Annotated in this window: 17 protein-coding genes; 6 read left to right on the top strand and 11 right to left on the bottom strand. The window is 46.0% G+C overall.

Translation table 11 applies throughout. From position 1 onward, the window contains the following. Positions 1 to 55 precede the first annotated feature (55 nt). Positions 56 to 4,174, bottom strand: a complete 4,119-nt coding sequence (locus B9A91_RS23115; RefSeq protein WP_084241434.1) for a hybrid sensor histidine kinase/response regulator transcription factor — start codon at positions 4,172 to 4,174, stop codon at positions 56 to 58. 19 nt (positions 4,175 to 4,193) lie between these two features. Next, a complete protein-coding gene (locus B9A91_RS23120) occupies positions 4,194 to 5,207 on the bottom strand; it encodes a zinc-binding alcohol dehydrogenase family protein (protein ID WP_084241435.1) in 1,014 nt (337 codons plus the stop codon). A 76-nt stretch (positions 5,208 to 5,283) separates the two neighbouring features. On the opposite strand from B9A91_RS23120, the gene B9A91_RS23125 reads away from it, so the two are divergent. Then, positions 5,284 to 5,979, top strand: coding sequence for a DUF2461 domain-containing protein (locus B9A91_RS23125; protein ID WP_084241436.1), 696 nt, complete (start codon positions 5,284 to 5,286; stop codon positions 5,977 to 5,979). 95 nt (positions 5,980 to 6,074) lie between these two features. Then, on the top strand, positions 6,075 to 6,344 hold the full coding sequence (locus tag B9A91_RS23130; RefSeq protein WP_084241437.1) for a hypothetical protein: 270 nt from the start codon (positions 6,075 to 6,077) through the stop codon (positions 6,342 to 6,344). Here B9A91_RS23130 and B9A91_RS23135 read toward each other — a convergent pair. Beyond that, the gene (locus B9A91_RS23135) at positions 6,341 to 7,081 is read right to left on the bottom strand and encodes an SDR family oxidoreductase (protein WP_084241438.1); all 741 of its coding nucleotides are present in this window, start codon (positions 7,079 to 7,081) and stop codon (positions 6,341 to 6,343) included. The two genes, B9A91_RS23130 and B9A91_RS23135, sit on opposite strands and share 4 nt — an antisense overlap. Before the next feature lie 235 nt (positions 7,082 to 7,316). Between B9A91_RS23135 and B9A91_RS23140 the strand changes: the two genes are divergently transcribed. Further along, positions 7,317 to 8,336, top strand: coding sequence for a LacI family DNA-binding transcriptional regulator (locus tag B9A91_RS23140; RefSeq protein WP_084241439.1), 1,020 nt, complete (start codon positions 7,317 to 7,319; stop codon positions 8,334 to 8,336). Here the strand turns inward: B9A91_RS23140 and nagA are convergent. The 3 genes from nagA to B9A91_RS23155 are packed head-to-tail and all read right to left on the bottom strand — an operon-like array spanning position 8,333 to position 12,124. Beyond that, positions 8,333 to 9,523, bottom strand: coding sequence for an N-acetylglucosamine-6-phosphate deacetylase (gene nagA, locus B9A91_RS23145; RefSeq protein ID WP_084241440.1), 1,191 nt, complete (start codon positions 9,521 to 9,523; stop codon positions 8,333 to 8,335). The genes B9A91_RS23140 and nagA overlap by 4 nt on opposite strands. A gap of 2 nt (positions 9,524 to 9,525) precedes the next feature. Continuing rightward, positions 9,526 to 10,746, bottom strand: coding sequence for a Gfo/Idh/MocA family protein (locus tag B9A91_RS23150; RefSeq protein ID WP_084241441.1), 1,221 nt, complete (start codon positions 10,744 to 10,746; stop codon positions 9,526 to 9,528). Between the two features lie 37 nt (positions 10,747 to 10,783). Beyond that, the gene (locus tag B9A91_RS23155) at positions 10,784 to 12,124 is read right to left on the bottom strand and encodes a sugar MFS transporter (RefSeq protein ID WP_084241442.1); all 1,341 of its coding nucleotides are present in this window, start codon (positions 12,122 to 12,124) and stop codon (positions 10,784 to 10,786) included. A 188-nt stretch (positions 12,125 to 12,312) separates the two neighbouring features. Between B9A91_RS23155 and B9A91_RS23160 the strand changes: the two genes are divergently transcribed. Both B9A91_RS23160 and B9A91_RS23165 read left to right on the top strand, forming a co-directional pair. Next, positions 12,313 to 13,737 carry a Gfo/Idh/MocA family protein gene (locus tag B9A91_RS23160; RefSeq protein ID WP_084241443.1) on the top strand — a complete coding sequence of 475 codons (1,425 nt, stop codon included), beginning with the start codon at positions 12,313 to 12,315 and terminating at the stop codon, positions 13,735 to 13,737. A 110-nt stretch (positions 13,738 to 13,847) separates the two neighbouring features. Then, entirely contained in the window at positions 13,848 to 14,585 is a 738-nt protein-coding gene (locus B9A91_RS23165) for a glucosamine-6-phosphate deaminase (protein WP_084241444.1), read from the top strand. Positions 14,586 to 14,628: 43 nt separating this feature from the next. On the opposite strand, the gene B9A91_RS23170 is transcribed toward B9A91_RS23165, so the two are convergent. The 5 genes from B9A91_RS23170 to B9A91_RS23190 all read right to left on the bottom strand — a co-directional run bounded on the left by B9A91_RS23170 (position 14,629) and on the right by B9A91_RS23190 (position 23,947). Then, positions 14,629 to 14,949, bottom strand: coding sequence for a cupredoxin domain-containing protein (locus B9A91_RS23170; RefSeq protein WP_144009027.1), 321 nt, complete (start codon positions 14,947 to 14,949; stop codon positions 14,629 to 14,631). A gap of 184 nt (positions 14,950 to 15,133) precedes the next feature. Beyond that, on the bottom strand, positions 15,134 to 15,550 hold the full coding sequence (locus B9A91_RS23175) for a response regulator (protein ID WP_084241446.1): 417 nt from the start codon (positions 15,548 to 15,550) through the stop codon (positions 15,134 to 15,136). 297 nt (positions 15,551 to 15,847) lie between these two features. After that, positions 15,848 to 18,931: a T9SS type A sorting domain-containing protein gene (locus tag B9A91_RS23180; protein WP_235012664.1), complete on the bottom strand. Its 3,084-nt coding sequence runs from the start codon at positions 18,929 to 18,931 to the stop codon at positions 15,848 to 15,850. Continuing rightward, a complete protein-coding gene (locus tag B9A91_RS23185) occupies positions 18,921 to 20,690 on the bottom strand; it encodes a RagB/SusD family nutrient uptake outer membrane protein (RefSeq protein WP_084241447.1) in 1,770 nt (589 codons plus the stop codon). Before B9A91_RS23185 ends, B9A91_RS23180 begins: the two co-directional genes overlap by 11 nt. 17 nt (positions 20,691 to 20,707) lie before the next feature. Beyond that, complete coding sequence (locus B9A91_RS23190) at positions 20,708 to 23,947, bottom strand: SusC/RagA family TonB-linked outer membrane protein (protein ID WP_084241448.1); 3,240 nt, start codon at positions 23,945 to 23,947, stop codon at positions 20,708 to 20,710. 212 nt (positions 23,948 to 24,159) lie between these two features. Between B9A91_RS23190 and B9A91_RS23195 the strand changes: the two genes are divergently transcribed. After that, positions 24,160 to 24,933 carry a rhamnogalacturonan acetylesterase gene (locus B9A91_RS23195; protein WP_235012665.1) on the top strand — a complete coding sequence of 258 codons (774 nt, stop codon included), beginning with the start codon at positions 24,160 to 24,162 and terminating at the stop codon, positions 24,931 to 24,933. Positions 24,934 to 24,936: the final 3 nt, after the last annotated feature.

Raw genomic sequence — 24,936 nt, forward strand, 5'->3', positions numbered from 1 at the left:
AAATATTGGCTTTAATTTACCCAATAGCGGTCACAGATCGGTTCAAATGGGGGGCCTAATCTGTTTTTTGGGAATAGTCTGAAGGAGCAACACCAAATTGCTTGCGGAATTCTTTACTGAAATATTTTCTATCATTAAAACCAACGGAATAGGCCACTTCAGCAATGTTCATTTTATGATCTGACAGCAGCTGCGCCGCCCTTTTCAATCGCTGCGACTTGATAAAATCAGTAATGGACAGACCTGTAAGCGCCTTGATCTTTTTATACAGTACCGTCTGGCTCATGCCGATGTCCTCAACCAGGCTAGCTACATTGAAGTCAGGGTCTTCCATCTTATCTTCTACCAGCTGCATCAGCCTGTTTAGAAATTTCTCGTCGGGCGACACCATTTCCAGCTTCCTGGGACTAAGCATGATCTGCCGGACGTACTTTTGCCTGAGTTCTTCACGTCCATTTAAAAGGTTGCGAATGCTCAGTTCCAGTACCTGTATGCTAAAAGGTTTCGTGATGTATACGTCTGCACCTGCTTCGAGCCCATGTACCTGCTGTAGCTGCGTAGCCATGGCAGTAAGCATAATTACAGGAATATGGTTTGTCCGTTCCTCCTGCTTCAATCTGGCACAAAGCTCCAGGCCATTCAGCTCCGGCATCGTAACATCGCTGACGATAAGATCCGGGACACGCTCAAGGGCTGTTTCCCATCCCCGCAAACCGTTCATACTTTCCAGGATATGATAGGTATTTTGAAGGGATTGCACAATAAAACCTCTCAGCTCGTCATTGTCCTCTACCACCAGTATGGTGTATTTTTTTTCAAGGGGACTTTCTGCAACTGCAATGGTTACCTGCTGTTCGGGCAGTACAATTTTATCGGATACCACTGCCAGGCCATCCGGTACAGCCGAGAGCTCATCTGCGTTAAAATGATCTTTTCCTATCGGAAGTTTAACTGTAAGGCTTGTTTTACCATTTCGGCCTTCAACGGCCTGTTCACTCTCTACCAATATCTGCCCTTTGTGCAACTCCACAATGTTTTTAACCAGTGCCAGGCCTATGCCCCAGCCTTCGGCACTTGCTGTACCCGATTTTACCTGGTAAAAATTGGTAAAAATCTTATCCTGAAGCTCTACAGGAATGCCGACACCGGTATCTGTGATGGTAATGATGGCCTGGCCCTCCGTTTCGCTTAACGTAAAAGTTATTTCCCCCCCGTCGGGTGTGTATTTAAAAGCATTGGAAAGGATATTGTAGCAGACTTTCTCCATCTGGCTAATGTCGTAGTACACCAGGATCTGCGCGGCGCTGCAATTGAAATGATAGTCAATATGCTTTATTTCTGCCAACCCTGTGTAGGAGTCGTAGATACCGCGGCAAAAAACAACCAGGTCATTTTCGGATACCTGCAAACTGACATTCCCGCTCTCTATCTTTCTGAAATCGAGCAGTTCGCTGATCAGGCCCAGCAAACGGTCTGTATTTCTTTTGATGCCCATGAGTTGCTGGTTTACCGTCTTGTTTTCTGTTGTCAGTCTGATCAGTTTCTCCAGTGGGGCAAAGATCAGGGTTAAAGGTGTACGAATCTCGTGCGAAATCCTGGTAAAGAAATCCAGCTTCATCTGGTAAAGCTCCTGTTGCCGTTCATTGTTCAGGTGCTCGTAATAAAGTTCAGATTCGAGGCGTTGCTGGCGTCTGGTAAAACGGAGTACAAAATAAAGTACCGCCACGCCCGCTATAAAATACAGCAGATAGGCCCACCAGGTTTTCCACAAAGGCGGAAGTATCCTGATTTCCAGGCTGGCGGGCGTACTGTTCCACAAGCCATCGTTGTTGCTCCCTTTTACCAGGAGTTTATATTTCCCAGCTGGTAAATTGGTATAGGTTGCTGTCGGGATGTTCACATAGTTCCAGTCCTTTTCAAACCCTTCCAGTTTGTAAGCGTATTTGTTGCGTTGTGGCTGTATGTAATTGAGGGCAAGAAAATCTATAGAAAAAATATTCTGGCTGGCGGCAAAGGTTAACACCTTTGCAAAACTGATGTCTTCCTTCAGCAAATGATCGGGCCCATCAATAAGCACAGGTTTATTGAACAGCTTAAGGCCTGAAAAAACAATTTTGGGCACAAGGGTATTTTCCCTGATCTCGCCTGGGGTGAAAGCCACCAGCCCATTGTAGCTCCCAAAATACAGTTTGCCATTCTTATCTTTATAGGCTGAATTGATGTTGAACTCATTTGCAGGAAGCCCGTCGCCTGTGTTGTAATGTTTAAAAGATTTTCTGCGCAAATCGAACTTAATCAGGCCCCGATCTGTACTGATCCATAAGTTACCATCATTGTCTTCCAGCAGATCGATGATGTTGTCGCTGGCCAGTCCGTTTGCGCGGTTATAGGTGCTGAAAGAGCTGGTTTCAGGATGGTACAAGCTTAGTCCGCCCCGCATGGATCCGATCCAGATGCTGCCACGGCTGTCTTCCAGCATACAGCTGATCTGGTTGGATTTAAGACTATCCTTATGCCTATCGTTTCTTAAAAAGACCTTGAACTGTGCTGCCCCGGGCCTCAGCAGGTTGAGCCCCCTGGGCGTTCCTACCCATAAATTCTTTTTGGTGTCCTGATAAGCAAACCTGATGTAGCCACTGCTCAGTCTTAAGCCTGTATCAGGCTCAGAACCGATGACCTGAAAGCGCTCTTTTTGCGGATCGAATATGTTAAGCCCCCTTGAAGAAGTACCCAGGAGCAGCCTACCCTGATCATCTTCGGCAATGCTGCTGATATAGCCGAAACTTAAGCCGCCAGCGCTAGGCGGGTAGTGCTTAAATTTACCGGTGGCCGGATTAAAAAGTTCCAATCCACCTTGATAAAGGCCAACCCAGATTCGGTCCTTACTGTCCTTAAAAATGGCTTTAATGGTGTTATTACTCAAACTGCCGGGATCGCGCGGATCTTTTACATATTTTTTGAAAATACCAGTCTTTACGTCGAAATAATTCAGTCCCTGTCCTTCGGTACCAATCCACAGGTTGCCCTGCCGGTCGGCTTCAATCACACTGATGATGTCACTGCTGATGCTGTTCCGGTATTTATTGTATTTATAAACGGTAAAGGGAATGGTATTGCGGTGCGTAACATTTACCCCTCCAAACATCGTCCCAATCCATACAGAACCCTGATCGTCTTCGTAAATCTCTTTGATGGAATTGTCGCTTAAACTTTTCCGGTTATCCGCATCATGTTTATAGATGGTAAAACGAAGCGTTTCAGGATCCAGGACATTCAAACCATTCATGGTGGCTACCCACAGTTTCCCGTTTTTGCCGGGCAGTATCTTACGGATGATGTCATTGCTGAGGCCATCAGGGTTTAGCGCATTGCTTTTAAACCTGATAAATGAATCCGACTCTGGGACAAAGAGGTTCAGACCTTCGGTTTCTGATCCTATCCATATCCTGCCCTTTAGGTCTTCAGTAACCGTCCGTATAGAATTCCCACTGATACTTTTGGGATCGGCAGGGTTGTGATGAAAAGAACGGATCTGATATTGGCCATTCTTCAGGCTCATTACGCTCAGTCCCTCTGTTGTACCGACCCAGATATTGCCCCTGCTGTCTTCAAAAACAGTATAAACAGAATTTCCGGCCAGGCCATCTTTCTGATAAAACTTTTTAAATTTTCTTGAAGAAGGGCTCTCCAGCATGCTCAGGCCCAAGTTGGTTCCAAACCATAACCTTCCCTTACGATCTGCCAATAAGGAAAGTACAATCTTATCGCTAATGCTATTCGGGTCTGTTGCGCTAAAGGGGATACGCTCAAAGGCATCTTTTTCAGGAATATACCGGTTAAGACCATTCTGCGTGCCGATCCACAGATTTTTCTGTTTGTCTTCCAGCAGGGCATAAATATAATCTTCTGAACTGATGGAGGCCGGGTTCTCCGGATCGTTCCTGTAGATTTTTACACCTTTGCCGTCATACCTGTTCAGGCAATCGCGTGTACCGAACCACATATAGCCCCTGCTGTCTTTACAAATGGCAAGCACCGTACTTTGCGAAAGGCCATTACTTACCGAAAGGTGATCAAAAGAAAGCTGGGCAAAGCTTTTAGCAGAAACACACAAGAACATCAGCATAAATGCTGTCCCTATGGTCAGTATCCTGGCAGTCAAAAGCTTCCTCATTTGGTGCAAAAAATTTTTCCTAGAGCAAAATTACGGTTTTACCAATGGTTTTACCGCCCTCCTGTAAGCCATGAGCAGTTTTAAGATTACCGGCGGTAAGTCCGTTAAGGGTGGTGGTCAGCGTATGTTTTAAAACACCGTCATCCAGCAAATCTGCCACACGATTTAATATATGATGCTGTTCCTGCATGTCATCCGTCTGAAATGAAGAGCGGGTAAACATAAATTCCCAGCTAAAGCTCACACTTTTACTTTTCAATTTGTTCAGTGCAACAGGTGTACCAGCCCCGGTAATTGAAGCAATATGGCCTTGCGGCTTGATCAAATCGGCCATGGCATCCCAATAAGCACTGGTATCTACAAAATCAAGGATAAAATCCACCGTGTTGAATCCTGCAGCATTCATGGCTGCGCTCAGGTTGCGGTGATCTACGACTATATCAGCCCCCATTTCCTTACACCACTGGATACTTTCAGGACGAGACGCAGTGGCAATCACGGTAAGTCCGGCTATTTTTTTTGCCAGTTGTATGGCTATAGATCCCATACCACCAGCGCCACCAATAATCAGCAGGCTTTTACCTTTGTCTTTTTCAGGACTGATGCGGATCCTGTCGAACAGGATCTCCCATGCGGTAAGTACGGTGAGCGGCATTGCCGCAGCCTCCGCAGCTGTGAGCGACAAAGGCTTTTTTCCGGTTATCCGCTCATCCACCAGCTGATATTCCGCATTGCTTCCGCTGCGGTTAATATCGCCCGCATAATACACCTCATCTCCTTTTTTAAATAGCGTTACCTCGTCACCTACGGCTTCAACAACACCACAGGCATCCCAGCCAATTACCTTTGGTGTATCCAATATGGTATCCTTAGCCGCATTCTGCCGTATCTTAAAATCTACCGGATTTATGCTAATGGCTTTTATTTTTACCAGCAGGTCGTGCCCCTCAGCCTTGGGTACCGGTGCTTCAAATTCTATAAAACTTTCTTTTTCAGTAATGGGTAATGAGGTTTTAAATCCTATAGCTTTCATATCTTTATCGTATATCCAAAGATAGGCAATTCAAGAGAAAAGGCTTATGCCTATATTTGCAGCACATCACATCGCTATGTCAAAATTCACTGAACAACAAGAACTGATCCATGAAAGTGCTTTCAGTTTCCTGAATACTTTAAAAGACAACAACAATCGGGACTGGTTCAATACCCATAAAGCAGAATTCCAAAAAGAGCAAAACCTTATTGAGGGCTTTGCCGAGGCTTTGCTGGAAAAACTATCGCTCCACGATGTAATAGAAACACCCTCGGGTAAAAAAAGCCTGTACCGCATATATAGGGACACCCGCTTTTCGACAGATAAAACACCTTATAAAACCCATTGGAGTGGTAGCTTTAAACGTGCAACCAAATACCGCAGGGGTGGATACTATTTTCAGATTGAACCCGGCAACAGTTTCATTGCCGGCGGGTTCTGGGGCCCGGTACCTGCCGATTTGAAACTGATCAGGGAGGACATTGCATTCGACGCAGCCCCCTTAAAAAAGATCATCAGCAGCCCATCATTTGTAACTAAATTTGAAATATTGAGGGGCGAACAGTTAAAAACAGCTCCCAAAGGTTTTGACCAGGACCACGAGGCCATTGACCTTTTACGCTATAAGCAGTTCCTGCTCAGGAGAAAGTTTACTGATAAAGAAGTTCTGTCAGACAGTTTTTTAACCGAAGCCAGCCTTACCTTCCAGGCCATGCGCCCGTTTTTTGATTACATGACTGAGGTGCTGACCAGCGACAGCAACGGTTTATAATATCTTTAATACATTCATCGTTATAACCGGAGATAATACTTATATTTACTCGTACCCGAAGGTAGTGTAAAATGTAACAGCAACAATTTCTGCTAATGAAAAAACTGAGATCAAAAGTAGTAAAAGCGCTCAAAAAAGAATTCACCTTTGAATGCACCATTTCGTCCAGAATGAACCAGGTCATCTTATATGTAAGTAACATCGACTTTGAACAGCACCTTGGGAAACTGCTACAGCAAACACAACAGATCATTGATAAACATTTCCCCCAAAGGGAAGACAATCTTTGCCTGGTCATCCGGGAAATTGAGGGGGGCCACCAGAACATTTTCAAGATCTGGAAACCTGCAGGTTCACGTCATTAGGCCATGGCGCCGTTGGCGCCAATCGTTTGTCCACTTATCCATTTGGCATCATCGCTGGCAAGGAAGACCACTATTTTGGCAATATCTGCCGGTTCACCCAAACGGTTAAACGCGTTTAGCGAAGCCAGACGGTCAATTACTTCCTGGGATTTGCCTTTCGTGAACAATTCGGTATCGGTAGGTCCGGGAAGGATGGCATTTACATTGATTCCTCTTGCGCCAACTTCTTTGGCAAAAACGCGGGTCAATTGTTCAACCGCACCTTTAGTAGCTACGTATGTGCCATAGGTTGGCATCAACAGCTTTGTGGTAGTGGAAGAAAAGTTAATGATGCTGCCGTTATCAGCAAGTTTGGTAGCAGCCTCCCTTAATGTGTTGAACGTACCTTTTACATTGACATCGAACTGGCGGGTGAAGTCCTCATCAGTAGTGTCTTTAATTAGCTTGGTAATCATGATGCCCGCGTTATTAACCAGTACGTCAACCTTTCCATAATGACTAATCGTGTTGTCAAAAAGAGTAGCCACTTCCTCAGCCTTGCTGACATCAGCCTGTAAGGCAATGGCATCGCCTCCTTGCTCCTTGATAGCAAACACGACCTTGTCTGCGGCATCTTTCCCGCCAGCATAGTTTACGATTACTTTTGCACCGGCTGCAGCCAGCTGTTTTGCTATTTCAGCACCGATGCCTCTTGACGCTCCCGTCACAAGGATTACTTTGTTATTTAATGTGCTCATTATACTTAGCCTCTTATAAAGTTCATGTAGATTCTGTGCAGCTATCTGGTCCTGAGACATCGACTGTAGATTTAAGATAAATTTAGCGATTAAATCTCAGGATGAAAAATGGCGGCCCCGAAAACGAAACCGAGTACAGCCACGTCTCGCAAAGATTACAATCACTATTGTGACACTCGCAGTCATCCCGCTTTCCTGTTTTTTTTACTAACTTAGGCTCATAAAAACCCTTTCTATGGCCCGTCATTACGTAACGATAAAGGATATTGCAAAAATTTTAAATATTTCTGTCTCTACGGTATCCAGGGCCTTAAGGGATACCTACGATGTAAACCAGGAAACTAAGGAAAAGGTATTGGCCCTTGCTGCTGAGCTGAATTACAAGCCCAACTTTAATGCAACCGGACTGGCCAAGGGCAGCACGCACAACCTTGGGGTAATTCTGCCCTTTATTACCAATTATTATTTTTCTACGGTTATTACCGGCATCCAGGAAGTAGCTTACAATAACGGTTATAATATTATTTTGTTTGTCACCAACGACTCACCTGAAAGGGAACTGGCCATCATGGAAAACCTCTCAGTTTCCAGTCTGGACGGACTGCTGGTCTCCATATCTTCAAATGCCGATTCCTGCAGCCATTTTCAGGAGATCGTAGACGAAGGCATCCCCGTGGTGTTCTTTGACCGTGTAGCCAGTGAAATTGAAACCTCGAAAGTAATGCAGGACGACTACAATGGTGCTTTTGAAGCCGTAGCGCACCTGATTGAGAATGGATATAGAAAAATCGCACATATTGCAGGTCCTAAAGGGCTTAGCTTTACCGAAGCCAGGCTACAGGGCTACCTGGACGCATTGAAACAGCACAACATTGAGCCGAACGAAGATTGGGTAGTTTATTCAGGCTTTTCGCAGGAGCACGGGGAAGCCGACACCCTGCAGCTTTTGCAATTGAAACAGCAGCCAGATGCCATTTTTGCCGTGAACGACAGAAAAGCCATAGGTGCCATGCTTACCCTAAAAAACAAAGGGATTAAAGTGGGGGAAGAGTTTGGCGTGATTGGCTTTACCAACGACCCCATGTCGACGATTATCTCGCCCAGCTTATCGACTATTGCAGAACCTGCTTTCGAAATCGGAAAACTAAGTTGCGAGCTCCTGATCAAACACATCACCAAGAAATACTTTCATGCCGAAGAAATTGTATTGCCGGGCAAACTGATCGTCAGGGAATCGAGCAGCAGAAAAAACTAAGGGCGGCTGTAAACTACTTTTCCATTTACGATGGTGTGCCGGATATTGATATCCTTATCGAAGATCACCAGGTCGGCATCTTTACCTGCAACCAGCGCGCCTTTACGCGATTCCAGACCCATGATACGGGCCGGGGTTTTACTGATCATCCTTACCGCATCTTCCAGCGAAACCCCGGCCATTTGCACCATGTTCCGCACCAGCCGGTCGGCCGTGGCCACACTTCCTGCAAAAGAACTTTTATCGGGCAGCTTGGCCACACCGTCTTCTATGATCACCTTCAGGCCGTTCTTTAAACTCCCCAATATACTGTCACCGGGTGGCATTCCCGCACCCCGCATGGCATCGGTAATGAGTGCAGTGCGCCCTGCGCCTTTTATTTTAAAGATCAGTTTTAGCAGTGGGGCCGGCAGATGGACGCCATCAGCTATGATTTCCACATCCATTTCGTCAATCAGGTAGCCGCTTTCTACTACGCCTGCATAGCGGAAACACTCGCGCCTCGTTACGCCCGACATGCTGGAATAAAAGTGTGTGGCTAGTGTATAGCCATTTTCAAAGGCCTCTAGTACTTCCTCATAAATGGCATCTGTATGCGCTACTGCCGCCAGTACCCCATTCGATTTCAGGTACCTGCCAAATTCAATAGCCCCCTTTAACTCGGGCGCGGCACTCCACCTTTTAATCACATTTGTAGAGGCCAGTATTTCCTTGTATTCCGAAGGGTCAGGATCGCGGATATACCTTGGGTCCTGTGCCCCTCTCTGGCTCAGGGCAAAATATGGCCCCTCCAGGTGCATGCCTATAAATTGGGCTCCCTTAACGTTCAGCTTGTCTGCCTGCTCATAAATCCGCAGGGTTTCCAGCAGGTCTTCCTTTTCACTCGTGAGCGTGGTTGGGCACATGGCCGTAGTGCCATAACGGGCATGGGTTTCAGCGATGCCCAGAAATGCTTCGATGGTATTGTCCATAAAATCGTGGCCCCCGCCCCCATGAATGTGCAGGTCTATAAAACCTGGCGAGATGTAATTTCCCCCGGCATCAATTTCCTCCGCATCCGGAAAATCAGGGTTTCCCTCCCGTATGGCTACAATCTTTCCGTCCTCAATCAGCACAGCGGCCTGTTTAATGATTTTATAGGGCGTGATGACCTGCCCATTGTATATTTTTAGCCTTTGGCTTTGCATATTTAAATTGAATATTCTGGTTTCCAGAGTTGTAATGTTTCTGTTTCTGCTGCTGTATTGCCCATGTGAATGGCTATGGACGAATCTTTTGCGGTAGCTGCGTTGGATAGAGGCCTCGTTTTTGTAAGGATACATTTTGCAAAGTCTTTCAAAGCATATACCGTTGGCTCTAACGATTTTTCGCCGGGTTTTTCAAATACCAGCTCATTACCTTTTCCTTGGGTGGTAACCGCAATGGTAGCCCCCGTAACCCCATCTACCGTGCCCTTTTTGTTGTTCAACACTTCAGGATAAATGAATGCCTTGTCGCGCTGTATCTCAAGGGTTGCTTTATCGCCCAGAATACGGATACCATAGCCGTTATAGGCATTGGACAGCACCGATGTTACACTCACTTTTATGTCTTTTGGATATTCGTAAATGGCCCTGATGTTGTCGTAGGTATCCCTGCCGTCTTTCCAGTAATTTACACCACCCATTGCAGTCACCTTTAAGGGACGGGAATCGGTGAGGTAATGTACGGCATCTATGGCATGCGCACACAATTCAGACAAAGGCCCTCCACAATATTCCTTGTACATCCTCCAATTGATGGCGCGCTCCATTTTTGGATCACTTACCGGAAAACGCCAGTTGGAGTTCCGGTTATACTGGCATTCAAAATGAGTGATCTTGCCAAGCCAGTTCTGTTCCATTACTTCTTTTACCTTATGGTACAAACCAAAATAGCGGTACTGGTAGCCTACCTGAAAAACCAGGCTGGATTGCCGCACCTTTTTTTCCAGTGCAATAGCCTCGGCAATGTTGTACGACATGGATTTCTCGAGGTATACATGCTTCCCGGCCGACAGCGCATCTGCCGCCATTGGGCAATGCAGATAAAGCGGGGTGGCGATGATCACTGCATCAATACTTTTATCTTCCAGCAGCTTACGGTATTCTGTATAGGCTTTAGCACCTTTAGCGGCCTGTTTCAATCCATTTTTGAGGTGTTCGGCTATAGGGTCACAGCAGGCAGTAACCTGCAGTTCCGGGATCCCGCCAATAAGTTTGATCAGGCCGGTGCCCCTTGATCCGGTACCAATTACCCCTATCCTGATGCTATCATTTCTGAAATGGCCCTGCGCTACAGCAGGAACACCTGCATAGCTTAACGCTAAGCCCGACAAAGCCAGCGCATTCCTGGTTAAAAATTGTCTTCTTGAAAGTTCTTCCGGTTTCATTGTTTATCTCCTTTAGAAAATCATTTACAGCTTAAATTTAACGATTAATTGATTGGATTGACCAGTTTCTGATCTGGTAACCTTTAAATGCATAAAACACCAGGTACAGGTAACACGGGAACAGCACCCAATAGGCAGTCCTGAGGTCATATACATCAGCAAGGTAGCCATAAAAAAGCGGCATAATGGCATTACCGCAAAGGCCCATGATCATAATGGATGCACCCAGTTTGGTATACCTGCCCAGACCATCAAGTGCTAGCGGCCATATACCCGCCCACACCAATGAATTTGCCAGTCCGAGCAACACTACAAACCAGATGGAAATATCGGCCGTATGCCCAAGAATGTTAACCGAACCATGGCCAAAAATGATCAGCAATGTAAACACTGTACCCAGCAGGGTACAAATGCGCAGTACATTTACCTGGCTAATGAATTTCGGGATGATCAGTATCCCAATGGTATAACCACAAATGGTGGCAAACAGCGTATAGGAAGGAAAGACTTTGGCTTCCAGCAGATGGATATTCATGGAGCCGGCATAACCTATGATTGTATCAATGGCAATAACCTGCGTACCTACATGCAGGAATATGGCAACAGCACCAAGTATAAGGTGAGGAAACTGAAAGATACTGGTCTTACCAGAGTTGGCAGCAGCCAGGTCTTCGCTTTCATGTTCGGTATCAATTTCGGGCAAGGGCGAGTAACGCACCATCAGGCCCAGGCCAATCAGTACAGTACCTACACAGGCATAGGGTACAATCACCCTCCTGATCAGTTCATCAAGTGCAGCGCTCTTTTCTGTCGCACTCATTAAAGGCAATTGCTTAAACAGCTCGCCATCAGTAGCTTTTAAGATCACCGCGGCAAATAGCAATGGCGCCAGTATGCCCGCACCTTTATTGCAAATGCCCATGATGCTGATGCGTTGGGCGGCCCTTTCTTTAGGGCCTAAAACCGTAATGTAGGGATTGGCGGCAGTTTGCAGTATGGCCAGGCCTGCACCCAGAGAAAACAAGCCCAGTAAAAAGATCTCGTAAGTGCGGGTCAGCGCAGCCGGTACAAATATAAACGCACCAAGGGCCATCGTCCAGAAACCAATCATCATCCCTTTTTTAAAACCTACAGATTTTAACAGAAAGGAGGAAGGTACAGACATGACAAAATAGGAAATGTAAAAAGCGAAAGCCACCAGGTAAGACTCAAAATTGCTCAGCTCGCAGGCGATCTTGAAATAGGGGATCAGGATGGCATTTATCCAGGAGACAAAACCAAATATAAAAAACAATAACCCGATAATGAGGATGGAAATCAAGGTATCTCCCTTACTCAGGGAACCTACCGATACAGAAGAAACTGGTTGTTTGGCCATAGCTGATGGTATATGATCTGAAAAACGAAACTAAGGATATCAGCAGAGAATAAAACACTACAGAACAGATAAATGAGCGGCAACGCTACCGATAACGTTCTCGCTGTTTTATTCAGTTTTTCCCTCAGATTCTTAAAAGTCATTTAATAGCTTTGAAAAAAAACTCATCATCAATAATCACACAATTAATGAAGAACAACAGGAGAGATTTTTTAAAACTGAGCGGCCTTGCGGGCCTCGGACTGGCCTCTTCCGGTATTTTATCGGGTTACAACCCTGCTGAAAATCCGGGGCAGGATGACATCCTTAAGCTGGCCAAAAGGGTACACAAGCAGGAGTTTAACATGAGCGGCTATGCCGCCCCCAAACTGGATACGGTGCGTATAGGTTTCATAGGCCTGGGCAACCGTGGTGCCGCAGCTGTAAAACGCATGGCCAGGATTGCCGGTACCAGCATCAATGCGCTGTGCGATCTCCGTCCGGAAAAGGCTGCTGCATCACTTGATAATTTAAAAAAGACCGCACACAAACCTGTGGTTTACACCGATAAGGAAGAAGCCTGGAAAAAACTCTGCGAGCGTGAGGATATTGATCTCATTTATATAGCTACTCCCTGGGAACTGCATACCCCAATGGCTGTTTATGCCATGAACCATGGCAAGCACGTATGCACAGAAGTTCCCGCAGCTACCACACTTGAAGAGTGCTGGCAACTGGTACAAACTTCTGAGCGTACAAAAAAGCATTGTATGATGCTGGAAAACTGCTGCTATGACTTTTTTGAAATGCTTACCCTGAACATGGCCAGACAGGGTTATTTTGGCGATATCATCCATTGCGAAGGTGCCTATATACACGACCTGCTGGAAGGAAATTTTTCTAAGACCAAGTATTACGATATGTGGAGGTTAAAGGAGAACATCAAACATAAAGGCAACTTATATCCTACCCACGGGCTTGGCCCGATATGCCAGGTGATGAACATCAACCGCGGCGATAAAATGGATTACCTGGTGTCGGTTTCTTCAAATGATTTCATGATGAACGAAATGGCCAGGGAACTGGCCGCCAAAGATGCCTTTTTTAAACCTTATGTGGGCAAGGCCTACAGGGGCAACATGAGTACCACTACCATAAAAACGCAGCTGGGCCGTACCATTATGGTGCAGCACGATGTGACCTCGCCAAGGCCTTACTCCCGTCTGCACCTCATTAGCGGAACAAAGGGTACCGCCCAAAAATACCCCTTACCTGCACGCATTTCCAACAGCCATGAAGGCTGGCTTTCTGAAGCTGATTTCAAAGCTGTGGAGGAAAAATATACCCCTAACCTGGTCAGGAAGATCGGTGAGATGGCCAAAGCAGTAGGCGGGCACGGCGGAATGGACTTTCTGATGGACTGGCGTACCATAGATTGTTTGAGGAACGGATTGCCTTTAGACCAGGATGTTTATGATGCTGCACTCTGGAGCTCGATACTCCCCTTGAGCGAGTGGTCTGTAAATAACCGTTCAAATTCTATTGATGTTCCCGACTTTACCGGGGGATCCTGGAAGAAGAATTTACCTGTAGATATTTCCCTTTCAAAGGGCGGCACAACAGGAGTAATTTAAGCAGAAAAACAAGCGCATTTGAACTGCCCTTTTTGGGGAGAACGGATAGTTATTGCCCTTGAAACCGGCAAAAGAAGATCATAAATCATTGAAAACACGAATACAATAAAATGGAAACAAGCGTAACAAACAGTCCTGAGGAACTCGGAATTGCCGCCGGAAAGGCTGCGGCAGACCTCATCAGGGAAACCATCGCCAGCAATGGCAAAGCGAACATTATCCTGGCCACAGGGGCGAGCCAGTTTGAAACTTTAAACCAGCTGATCAAAGAAGATATTGACTGGAGTAAGGTAACCATGTTCCATCTGGATGAATACATTGACCTGCCGGAATCTTCTCCTGCCAGTTTCAGAAAATACCTTAAAGAACGCTTCCTCGAAAAAGTTTCGCCTTTAAAAGCAGTATATCTTGTTAATGGCGAGAACAACCCGGAAGCAGAATGCAAACGCCTGGGCGAGATCATTCAGCAAAACCCTATAGATGTAGCCCTGGTGGGCATTGGTGAAAACGGCCACCTGGCCTTTAACGATCCACCTGCAGATTTTGATACCCATGTACCTTACCTGGTGGTGAACCTGGATGAGCAATGCCGCAAACAGCAATTTGGAGAAGGATGGTTTAAAAGTATTGACGATGTACCTACCCAGGCCATCAGCATGTCGGTTCAGCAGATCCTGAAATCCAAGCACATCATCTGCTCTGTGCCGGACCGCAGGAAGGCCCAGGCGGTAAAGGATAGCCTGGAGCAGCCGGTAAGCAATAAATATCCTTCGAGTATATTACAGCTGCACCCGGATTGCAGATTCTATTTCGATAAAGCCTCCGCAGAACTGCTTTCAACAGTGTAAACAGAAAAGCTCTTCCGAACGAAGAGCTTTTTTACTATAAGTGCTATTCTTCATACACATCCACTGCCAAGGCATACACCTGATCGGGACCACTGTCCATTTGAACGGTGCATATGATGTCGTAAATTCCGGGTTTTGAAAAAGTCATATCAATTGCCGTGTCCCATCCTGGCCATACCGTTGCTCCGCCTGCCCAGCCCTGAACAGACCAGGTGTAAGAAACTGCTCCCGGAATCTCATCAATGTAGAAGCCATAAGAATCGCCATTACAGTACATGGTGGTGCTGGGTGAGTTTGCTTTTACCTGGGCATAGATACTTGTGCAGGCAAAAGACAGAAACAAAACAAACAATAGTTTTTTCATAATTAAGAGGTTTAAAAAATCAGCTTCATTGCCGATCTTATTAAAGTTAACTTTAATAATTCCGCTGGGAGTCAGCCAAATTAGCTGATTATTAAGCGATTTTATCTGGCTCAAGACAAGGATCTACTTTATGGCTGATGAAAATTAACAAAGGGGTAAAATTAATTTCCCTAAATGCCAGGGTTTAATGTAGCAAGGTCGAGTGTTCTTTCTTTAACAATAACGTTTCAATGTGTTTGGCTAACTCATCCAGATCAAAGGGTTTTGGCAGGAATAAATCACATCCGTAATCGCCTAACGAGGTAAGTACCTTTGGATAAGCTGAATAGATGATCACAGGAATCTTGCTAAACGCTTGGTGCCGTTTGATCTGGCCACAAAGTTCGCCGCCATTTATTCCGGGTAATAAATAATCCAGCAATACCAAATCGGGTTTAAAATCAAACATTTGATCGATAATATCTTCGCTTCTCCGAAGTATAAGACTTTGGTAGCCAGATTGATCAAATACTTCCTGAATAATTTCGGCCAGATCTTTATCGTCTTCAACTGCCAGGATTCGGGATAACCGAAATTTATTTGTTTTTTTTTCTGCGATCATGATATGCGTTATTGAGGGCTACAAATTTAGCCCCAACTCACGTTAGTTACAAATCAATTCAATTTTATACCTTTTTTATCAATCCTGCTGTTGAGGTTGCGCTGGCCGATCTTCCTGATAGCTATCTTTGGTTCTTCGTACCTTTTTACTTTTTGTAGTTACTGCTTTGGCTACTTTCTTCCTCTTCAATTTTAAATAAAGCATAGTTCAAAAAATTTATGGGCATATAACATCCGTAAATTGAAAGTGTTTTATCCGTAAGAAAATTGTTAAAGAATAGGACTTAAACCAGAGTACTTACATCTTCATGAACATCACGTTTTGCCTTGTACTGATGTTGTTAAACTCTATAACATACGAGCCCTGCGGCAAATGGGCCACATCAAGCTCGGTCTGTTCCGCTCCTGCCTGAACTTTTTTACTGATCAGCTTTTTACCCGTTATGCCATAAACATTTATCGTTGCAGATATCTGGGCCTTAGGGTGCTTTACCGTTAATACCGTTGAAACGGGGTTTGGGTACATTTTCAGTTTTTTTGTTTCCAGCATTGCAGCGGTATCAGGCATTTTAGGAGCTACCGAAGCCCGCGCCATTAAGGATGGGCTATTATCTATACTTACCGTATTGCTGTAAACTGTAGTTCCGGTACCGTCAATGCGTTTGCTTCCTATTTTATAATACACCAGCTGCTGGGGCGCGGCATTGTCTTTTATCTGATAAACAACTTCATTAATGGAAGCCGCCCGCTCACCGATTTTTGTAAATGAGCTGCCATCTGTGGAGCGGTACAATCTCAGGTTGAACTGGTCTTTTGCCCAGTCGGTACTGAAGTTTACTTTAACGGTATCCGACCCTCCTTTTTGCGCATTGATAGCCAGAAAGCTAACCTGCTGATCGGGTGAAGGGATGCCGTTCAGATATTTTTCGAGCATGGTATAGCCATCGGCACCATAAGTATTTTTATCCAGTCCGATTGAATCTGTTGCAGCGTTCTGAACCATCTTCTCCCACCAGTCTGGCAAGCCATCGTTATCTGTATCTCTTGGATAAGTTGTACTGTTCAATACCGGCCAGCCGCCAACCGTATTCTGGCTGTCTATAATGCCTGAGGGATGTACCATTCCGGATGCTACATAGCTGCTGTCCTCGTAAGTGGCAGTACCTGTCAGCGTTTCTTTGATAATGCGCCGATCAATGGTGTCCCTGCGGGGCAATACGGCCCCTGCGCTGTTCATCACTGCAGTAAAGGCATCCTCGGCCGTCTGCGTTACAACAGGCGCACAAGGAAAGGCGCTGAGTGCTTTTCCTGCTGCTTTCATGGCTGCAGCATTGTAATAACTGTCTAGCTGCACTCCTGTTGTCCAGTTGTCTGCAGTTACATCGGGAAAGCCATGCACATAATTGCCGCTGACGTAAAATTTCCCTCCAAATACAGTATCTCCCGCTAAGGTGGTGCTGTAGCTGGTATACAAAAGGATCCGGTTTTTACGGTTCGTAGCTGAGCTTGTGGCAGCACCCGTAGTGGCTGGTCCTGCTTTATGGTAATTGTTGACCATATTGTAATGCCCGCCCGGCCCTCCATAGGGCGAGCCTACCCAATTGTAAACCACATTGTTCCTGAAATCTGCATATTCCAGCTCAGGTTGCAGTGTGGTAGTACTGCCCGAAAAACGTGGGTTTCTGTTGGAATTGCTGGCCAGCAGGTTATGGTGAAAGGAGGCATTCTGCCCGCCCCATATCCCTCCGTAACCATGAGGGGTACTTTTGGTATGGAGTGAGCGGTAAAGGCTTTCGCTCAGCATACTCCACTGCAAAGTAAAATTTGAGACTGCATAAAAAGAGCCCACTTCATCAGTAGACCAGCTCATGGAGCAATGGTCAACAATGATGTTTTTAAAAGGCTGGGTAATGGGGGTGCCAAATCCATTGTACATGGCATCCACTACCTTAGATGAATCGCCTGGCACGGTAATGATATCTCCAGGACGGGAACGGATGTGCCTTACAATAACATTATTGGCCCTGATGGCCAGCCCATAGTTTTTCAGGCAAATACCATCACCCGGTGCACTTTGCCCTGCAATGGTGATGTTGTCTTTGGTGATGGAAATAACACTCTGCAGGTTGATGGTACCAGAAACTTTGAACAGAATGGTACGGTTGGGCTGTGATACGGCATCACGCAGGCTCCCGGCAGCATTATCATTAAGATTGGTTACATAATAGATATCTCCGCCCCTGCCCCCTTTGGCATAACGCCCGCCCCCTTCTGCCCCGGGAAAGGCAAGCTGAGGGGAAACCTCGCTAATTCCGCTGATGGCCACATCTTTGGAGACCAGGTAACGGCCGTCTGCAAATGCACTGGTAGTCCAGGGATAAACCCTGAGGTAAAAACTACGGTTATCTGTAACCGGAATGTTCAGGCTTGAGAATGTGTTCACAACAGGGGTCGAACCAGATGCCAAGGCTATATTTGCGGCAAGGTCAGTAAAGGTAAGCCCATCTGTAGACCAGCAGATGCGGGCATGGCCGGCAGATGAGGAATTGAAACTCAAGGGTACCTTTACCTGGGTTACAACCAGATCATAACCCGTAGCCGGGTTCACTACATATTGCACATAACGGCCGCTGTCTGGCCCTGCATTTGCAGGCCAGATGCCGTCTAATGGTAAAATGCGCTGGCCACCATTACCGGAGATGTAATTGTTTACCTTAAGGCCTGACAATGTCTGTGCCGTCCCACTAATCTGTCCTGTTATGGCTAATCCCTGGTTTGCTGTTAAGGCCCATGCCGCGGCCGGAGCTAATGTTGTTGTTCCGCTAACTACCAGGTTCTTTATCAATAGGTATTTACTGGTCACCGCACTTGCCGCCCATGGTGAAATTCTGAAATACAGTTTCTTTCCACTCGGCACGGTAATGTTCAGCCCTCCAAAGGTATAGGCCTTTGGCGTTGTACCTGAAACCAGGGAAAAATTAGCCGTTAGGTTTGTGAAATGGACACTATCGGTAGACCAGGCCATATTTACACGTCCTGCACTGGAACCATAAAAGCTGATCATCATTGCTATGGAACTGATATTTAAGTCATTTCCGCTGGTAGGGTTCAGCACAAATTGCATGAACCGTGTGCTGTCTGGCTGGCTCTGGGCTGGCCAGCTACCCCCGGGCGGAATGGTACGTTGCCCGCCTGATAGGTAATCCTGGATGGATAACCCGGAAAGCAGTTGCGGCCCGGCAGCAACGCTACCAGTTACAGTGCCATTCTGATTTGTGGTCAAAGCCCAGCTGGCAGTTGCTGCTGTCTGGGCGCAGAGCTTCGTGGCAGCCATGCAGCAAAGCAGGCCTACCAGCCCTCCCCTGATCATTTTAGTAACCATAGTCTTGTTTCAGCTTTGGGTTCGACTCTACTACAGATTGAGGCAATGGCAGCAATTCACTATGATTGGGTTTAAAATATTGTGCAAAGTTGGTAATCCAGGCTGCTGTAATGGAACTTACCCAGGCTACCCTGGTATAACCTGTAGGCGTTGCAGCCGGCGTTGGTGCATAAAGGGAATTGCTGAATATTACTTCCGTAGATGCCGATTTATAATACATATTCTGCGGAAGATTATTGTAGGGGACTTCCTTATTCAGCATTTTGGTGTAATTGGCACGGGTTTCGGCAATCTTTGAGGCCAGCAGGTTCCAGCGGATCAGATCGTATTTGCGAATGCCTTCAGCTCCAAACTCAAAATAACGTTCGTTTACAATGGCGTTAAAAAAATCGGCCTTGCCGGATGGTGTTACGCCAATAGCAGCCTCATTACCTTTGAATCCTCGCTTGCGCACTTCTTCATAAGCTGATTTTGCTGCAGCAGTAGGCCCGTTGTTGAGTTCGTTTTCTGCTTCAGCAAACATTAGCAATACGTCTGAGAAACGCAGGATGGGCCAGTTGATACCGGTTTGCTGGCTGGCGGATGAGGCTGCGGGGTTCCACCAGTCGGCCCTGAACTTTCCGCTCACCATATTTACCATGGTTTGTACTGCTTTGGTCTTATCTGCATTGTTGTAGTAAGGCGCCAATGTTACATCCCTTCGGGTATCCAGGGCATTGAAGGCATAAAAATAAACCGGCACTGCCCGCACCGAACTGTTGCCCAGCTGAGCCGTACCTGAAGATGCATAAAAACGCGGCCCGTCATAATAGCCAATTCTTCCGCTGATGTCTTTTCCAAGGGCCACTTCAAACATTACTTCGCCATTGGGCTCAATCTTAAAAGCGTCAATGTAATTTTTGAATATATCCTGATAGATAGGGTTAAGCGTGTGTTTATCCCTGCGTGCCATAATTTCGGAACATTCGTCGCGGGCAATTTTATAAAAATCAAGGTAGTCTGCCTTACGTTCCATTTGCTCGGAAGTACTCCTCAGTGAATAACCACCCCTGAACAGTGCAATCCTGGCCCTTAAACCTTTAACAGCCCCTTTGGTAATGCGTTCGTCAACTGCAATCCCGGCATCGTTACGCCATGGCACCAGCTCAGCAGCAGTTTTCAGGTCTTCAATCAGCCTGTCGTAGATTTGGTCTCGGTCGGTTTTTGGCAGATAAAGATCTGCCTGTTCTATTGCAGGCTCAAATATGGCAGGAATATCTCCCCAGTTCCTGATCAACTCCAGGTAAAACTGGGCGCGGAGGGTAAGCGCTTCGCCATAGAGGCGCCTTAACTGTTGTTTTTCTGCTTCAGTGCCACTATTATACATGACCATTGAGGGAATGTTTTTAATGCAGATGTTTGCCCTTTCTACCCCGGTATAGAGCTGTTGAAAAGGTAAGGTAAGCTGCCCATTGGTAGGCTGCAGATTGTACCTGGATAAATCGCGGGAGTTGTTGTCTGGTGCCGAAGCATTGGTAACCCCAATGAAGTCATCGGTATCGTAAGGGTACATCATGCTCAACCGGCTTCCGTAGCCATTATCGCCAGTCAACTGCTCATAAACACCCATCAATGCACTGGTGGCATTGGCTACATTGCTGAAGACAAAACGCTCATCAAAAGCGGAGGGTGGCGACACATCAAGGTAACGTTTACATGAGTTCAGACTGAGTACGCAAATAAATGCGATGGCTATTGGGAAAAATATCTTTGATTTCATCTTTTTAGCTTTATAGGTTAAAGGGAAAGGTTGATGCCAAATATATAAGTACGGCTGCGCGGATATGCAGAATAATCTACCCCGGGAGTTACCGGATTTGAACTCCTTACGTTCACTTCAGGATCAAAGCCGGAATAACCGGTAATCACGGCTACATTGTTTGCCGTAGCATACACCCTTAGCTTATTAATTTTTGCCTTGCTCAGCAGTTTTACAGGAAAGGTATAGCCTAAAGTAATGTTGTTGAGCCTTAAGAACGAGCCATCTTCAACTGCCCATGAAGTTGGATAAAAAGCCCCGCTTCCGGTAATGGGCTGCCATATCTTCGCGTCTTTGTTCAGTGCGGCCAGCTGATCAGGCGGAATACCTGTAACCTGGGCAACCCCTCCCGTTACCGTAACTTTCTGTACTACGTTGCCATTTGCATCAATGGTTTTCCAGCGGTCTTTCATCACGGCCAGCATATTGGTGTTTGGGGTATAGCTGTTTGTAAACTCAATTTTATTTGCGTTGTACACATCATTGCCTACTACAAAGTTGATGAACATGCTCAGGTCAAAGTTTTTATAAGTAAACTGCTGGTTAAAGCCCCCCGAAAATTTAGGAGTAGCATTACCGATAATGTCCTTATCATTTTCGTTGATGATGTTATTGCCATCCCGGTCTTTGAGTTTCATCCAGCCAGGCTGGGCTGTGCCCAATACACCTGATACATCAGCTACGCCAGCCTTAAGCGTATACACCTGGGTAGCAGCATCGTAATTGAAATCGCTGACACTGTAAAAACCATCTGATATATAGCCATACATGGAGCCGACAGGCTTACCAACCTGTACAATATAATCTGAGGGCTGGCCCGATACAAAAGCCACTGCAGGTGATGGCAGGTAGCTGGAGGCTGTGGCCAGTTTTTCAATTTTGTTGCGGTTAAAGGCCAGGTTAAAATTGGTGGTCCAGGAGAAATCTCTACGCTGTATCGGAATGGCATTCAGTTGGAATTCCAGTCCGCGGTTTGAAGTCTCGCCCACATTTTGCAGCTGTGTAACATAGCCTGAGATGGCAGGGATACGCACGTCCAGCAGCAGGTCTTTAACCTTATTCTTGTAGGCATCAATGTTCAGCTGCACCCGGTTATTCCACAAGGCAATATCAAGACCTATATTTTGCGTAACCGTAGTTTCCCATTTCAGGTTTTTATTGGCCAGGCTGGCAGAGCTGTATCCTGGATTGATCACTTCGTTAAGCGCGTATCTGGCATTGGTAGAAAAAGTGGTGAGGTATAAATAGTCGCCGATCCTGTTGTTCCCTGATGCTCCATAACTGGCCCGCAGCTTCAGATCGGAGATAAAACTAAGGTCTTTCATGAAATCTTCTTTCGATATCCTCCATCCCAATGAGCCCGAAGGAAAATAGCCCCATCTTTTATCAGCAGCAAATTTTGACGAAGCATCTGTCCGGAACGTAAACTTGGCCAGGTATTTATCTGAAAATGAATAGTTCAGCCCGGTAAAAAAGGAAAGCAGACGGCTTTCACTGATCAAATTGCTGGGATATAGTGGTGTGCTTTGCCCCAGGCTCAGCTGTCCGAGGGCCTTTTCAGGGGTAATGCCCATAGGGAATAACCTCAGTTGATCGAGCCTAACCTCGTCTTTCAGGTTATAGATTTCCTGTCCCAGCAAGGCACTAAAGTTATTTACCCCTTTTTTAAAGGTATAAGTAAATACGTTAGAGTTATTGAGGCTAAAACGTTTGGTATTATTGATGTTTACAATGGGCAGCCCACTCCCATTTATCCGCGCATTGGAAGTGATGTAATCATCAAATGCATTGAGGGTATTGTTGCTGAAGTTTACCCCCGCTGTAGACCTGAAAGAAAGCCCTTTGATTAACGTATAATTGATATAACCATTGATGTTCAGGTTGTCGGAAGGCCGGTTTCTGTATTGCGCATCACTAAGCTGGATGGGGTTCAATACCCCAAGGCCATTTCCGGTATTGGTTTCATTGAAATAATCTTCATCCAGCACATCATCGCCCATACCTGTGGTGTTGAGCGGTTTGTATTTAATGGTATGCCGTAATAAGCTGTAGGTTGCCGTGGCTTCGCTTGTAGACACCCCCGAACCCTGTATCTTCTGGTTGTTGTAGCGTGCACCAAAGCCTGCCCTGAGTTTATCGCTGGCCCTGTGGTCGAGCTTCAAATTAAAAAGCTGCCTGTTAAATTTAGAATTGAGCATGATGCCCTGTTGGGAATTGTTGGTGTAGCTAACATTAAAGGTGGTTGCCTTGCCCCCACCGGTAAGTGCCACGGTATGGGTTTGCGAAACCGCATCGCGGCCAAATGTTTTTTCCTGCCAGTCTACCGGCCTCAGATTTTTATAATCACCGATATTGGCAAAACTGCCGTATGCCTGCTCAAAAGCGGTTTCAGTATTGGTAAGGCCCCTAGACCGCTCGTACTGCCGCAATACAAAATCGTAAGGGCTCATCACGTCCAGCTTGTTTTGCAGTTGTGCCAAGCCCAGGAAGCCATCATAGCTTATCCGGGTTTTGGCTTCTTTCCCCCCCTTGGTGGTAATCACCACCACACCATTTGCACCCCGGGCGCCATAAATAGCTGTTTCAGATGCATCTTTTAATACCTCTACAGATTCAATATCTGTAGGTGAAATATTGGATAGACCATCCTCAACCTGTACACCATCTATGATATATAGTGGTGAGTTGCTTTGGGTAATGGAACCTCCGCCTCTGACCAATACCCTTACATCAGCACCGGGCATTCCTTCATTTGCCGTAATCTGAACCCCGGCCAACCTGCCCGCCAGGGCTTCTGCCGCAGAGTTTACCGGCATGTCTTTCAGTTGGCGTGCATTAACAGAGGCCACGGCACCTGTAATGTCCTTACGCTGCAATGTTTTATAGCCTATAGTAACCACTTCGTTCAGCATATAGGCTTCTGGCTGAAGCCTTACTGTGAGCTCTGTTTCGTTTGTAACTTTTACTTCCCTGGGTTTGTAGCCCAGGTACTTAAATACGAGCGTCAGCTCAGCACTACCCGGAACTGTTAATTTAAATTCGCCGTTTACATCGGTGCTTACGGCAATGGTTTGTCCTTTAACAGCTACCGATACGCCCGGCAGCAGCTCATCCTCTGCCTGGCTCATGACTTTACCCGAGATGGCACGGTTTTGCTGTGCAAAAGAAATCCCCGAAAAATGCAGCAAAACAAAAAATACTTGCAAAAATCTTTTCATAATGTTTGGTTATAGCTGGTTTAGCACGACAGAGCAATCGCTTATAACAAGATTACATCATTCTGATGAAGATCATGACCATTTAGCCTTAAAAAAGTATGCAAGCGTTACCGATAACGTTATCGAAACCGCTTCCGGTAATTTTATACCTTTATAAGGCAGCACAGAAACAGCAGAAAAGTATATTCGTGAGGAAACATAACCCTACAATTATGAAACAGACCATAAAGACCTTAGTTGCGGCGGCGGCACTATTGTTTATATTCATCGGCTTTAAAAGCGGACAAAAGAAAATAACAGTATATTCCATTGGCGATTCTACCATGTGCGACTTTGCCCCTGCCTACCTTTCCCAGTTTGGCGGAGAAAACTATCCCATAAGGGGCTGGATGCAAATGATGCCCCTATTTTTTAAAGACAATGTGGTGGTACAAAATGCTGCCCGCAGCGGTAGGAGCTCTAAAAGTTTTAGAACAGAGGGGCATTGGAAACCAGTGCTGGAAAAACTGAAGGCAGGCGACTATGTATTTATTATGTTTGGTGCAAATGATCAGAAGGCAGACACGGCAAGACATACAGATCCCGCCACTACCTACCGCCAGAACCTGCTGAATTATATCGAGGAAACCAAGGCCAAAGGAGCATACCCCATTCTTTTTACTTCACTGGTACGCCGGCATTTTGGTAAAGACGGTAAACTTACAGATACCTACGGAGAATATGTAACTGCAGTGCAGCAGCTTGGTGCAGCTACTGGTGTACCGGTGATAGACCTGAACAAGAAATCGGCAGACCTGGTAACGAGTTATGGTCCTGAAGAATCGAAAAAACTCTTTCTGTATATTGAGCCAGGGAAGTTCAGTAAATTACCACAAGGAAAAAAAGACGATAGCCACCTATGTGTATTCGGGGCCACAGAAATTGCCCGTCTTGCAGCCCAGGGCTTAAAGGAAATTAAATCCCCATTGGCAGCCTACCTTAAATAGTTT

The sequence above is a fragment of the Pedobacter africanus genome (genome assembly GCF_900176535.1).
GTDB lineage: Bacteria > Bacteroidota > Bacteroidia > Sphingobacteriales > Sphingobacteriaceae > Pedobacter > Pedobacter africanus.

Excerpts from the sequence above, each read along its gene's own strand:
- B9A91_RS23180 (WP_235012664.1), bottom strand. The coding sequence starts at position 18,931 with ATGGTTACTAAAATGATCAGGGGAGGGCTGGTAGGCCTGCTTTGCTGC.
- B9A91_RS23190 (WP_084241448.1), bottom strand. The coding sequence starts at position 23,947 with ATGAAAAGATTTTTGCAAGTATTTTTTGTTTTGCTGCATTTTTCGGGG.
- B9A91_RS23170 (WP_144009027.1), bottom strand. The coding sequence starts at position 14,949 with ATGAAAAAACTATTGTTTGTTTTGTTTCTGTCTTTTGCCTGCACAAGT.
- B9A91_RS23150 (WP_084241441.1), bottom strand. The coding sequence starts at position 10,746 with ATGAAACCGGAAGAACTTTCAAGAAGACAATTTTTAACCAGGAATGCG.
- B9A91_RS23140 (WP_084241439.1), top strand. The coding sequence starts at position 7,317 with ATGGCCCGTCATTACGTAACGATAAAGGATATTGCAAAAATTTTAAAT.
- B9A91_RS23175 (WP_084241446.1), bottom strand. The coding sequence starts at position 15,550 with ATGATCGCAGAAAAAAAAACAAATAAATTTCGGTTATCCCGAATCCTG.
- B9A91_RS23125 (WP_084241436.1), top strand. The coding sequence starts at position 5,284 with ATGTCAAAATTCACTGAACAACAAGAACTGATCCATGAAAGTGCTTTC.
- B9A91_RS23115 (WP_084241434.1), bottom strand. The coding sequence starts at position 4,174 with ATGAGGAAGCTTTTGACTGCCAGGATACTGACCATAGGGACAGCATTT.
- B9A91_RS23195 (WP_235012665.1), top strand. The coding sequence starts at position 24,160 with ATGAAACAGACCATAAAGACCTTAGTTGCGGCGGCGGCACTATTGTTT.
- B9A91_RS23130 (WP_084241437.1), top strand. The coding sequence starts at position 6,075 with ATGAAAAAACTGAGATCAAAAGTAGTAAAAGCGCTCAAAAAAGAATTC.
- B9A91_RS23120 (WP_084241435.1), bottom strand. The coding sequence starts at position 5,207 with ATGAAAGCTATAGGATTTAAAACCTCATTACCCATTACTGAAAAAGAA.
- nagA (WP_084241440.1), bottom strand. The coding sequence starts at position 9,523 with ATGCAAAGCCAAAGGCTAAAAATATACAATGGGCAGGTCATCACGCCC.
- B9A91_RS23155 (WP_084241442.1), bottom strand. The coding sequence starts at position 12,124 with ATGGCCAAACAACCAGTTTCTTCTGTATCGGTAGGTTCCCTGAGTAAG.
- B9A91_RS23135 (WP_084241438.1), bottom strand. The coding sequence starts at position 7,081 with ATGAGCACATTAAATAACAAAGTAATCCTTGTGACGGGAGCGTCAAGA.
- B9A91_RS23165 (WP_084241444.1), top strand. The coding sequence starts at position 13,848 with ATGGAAACAAGCGTAACAAACAGTCCTGAGGAACTCGGAATTGCCGCC.
- B9A91_RS23160 (WP_084241443.1), top strand. The coding sequence starts at position 12,313 with ATGAAGAACAACAGGAGAGATTTTTTAAAACTGAGCGGCCTTGCGGGC.
- B9A91_RS23185 (WP_084241447.1), bottom strand. The coding sequence starts at position 20,690 with ATGAAATCAAAGATATTTTTCCCAATAGCCATCGCATTTATTTGCGTA.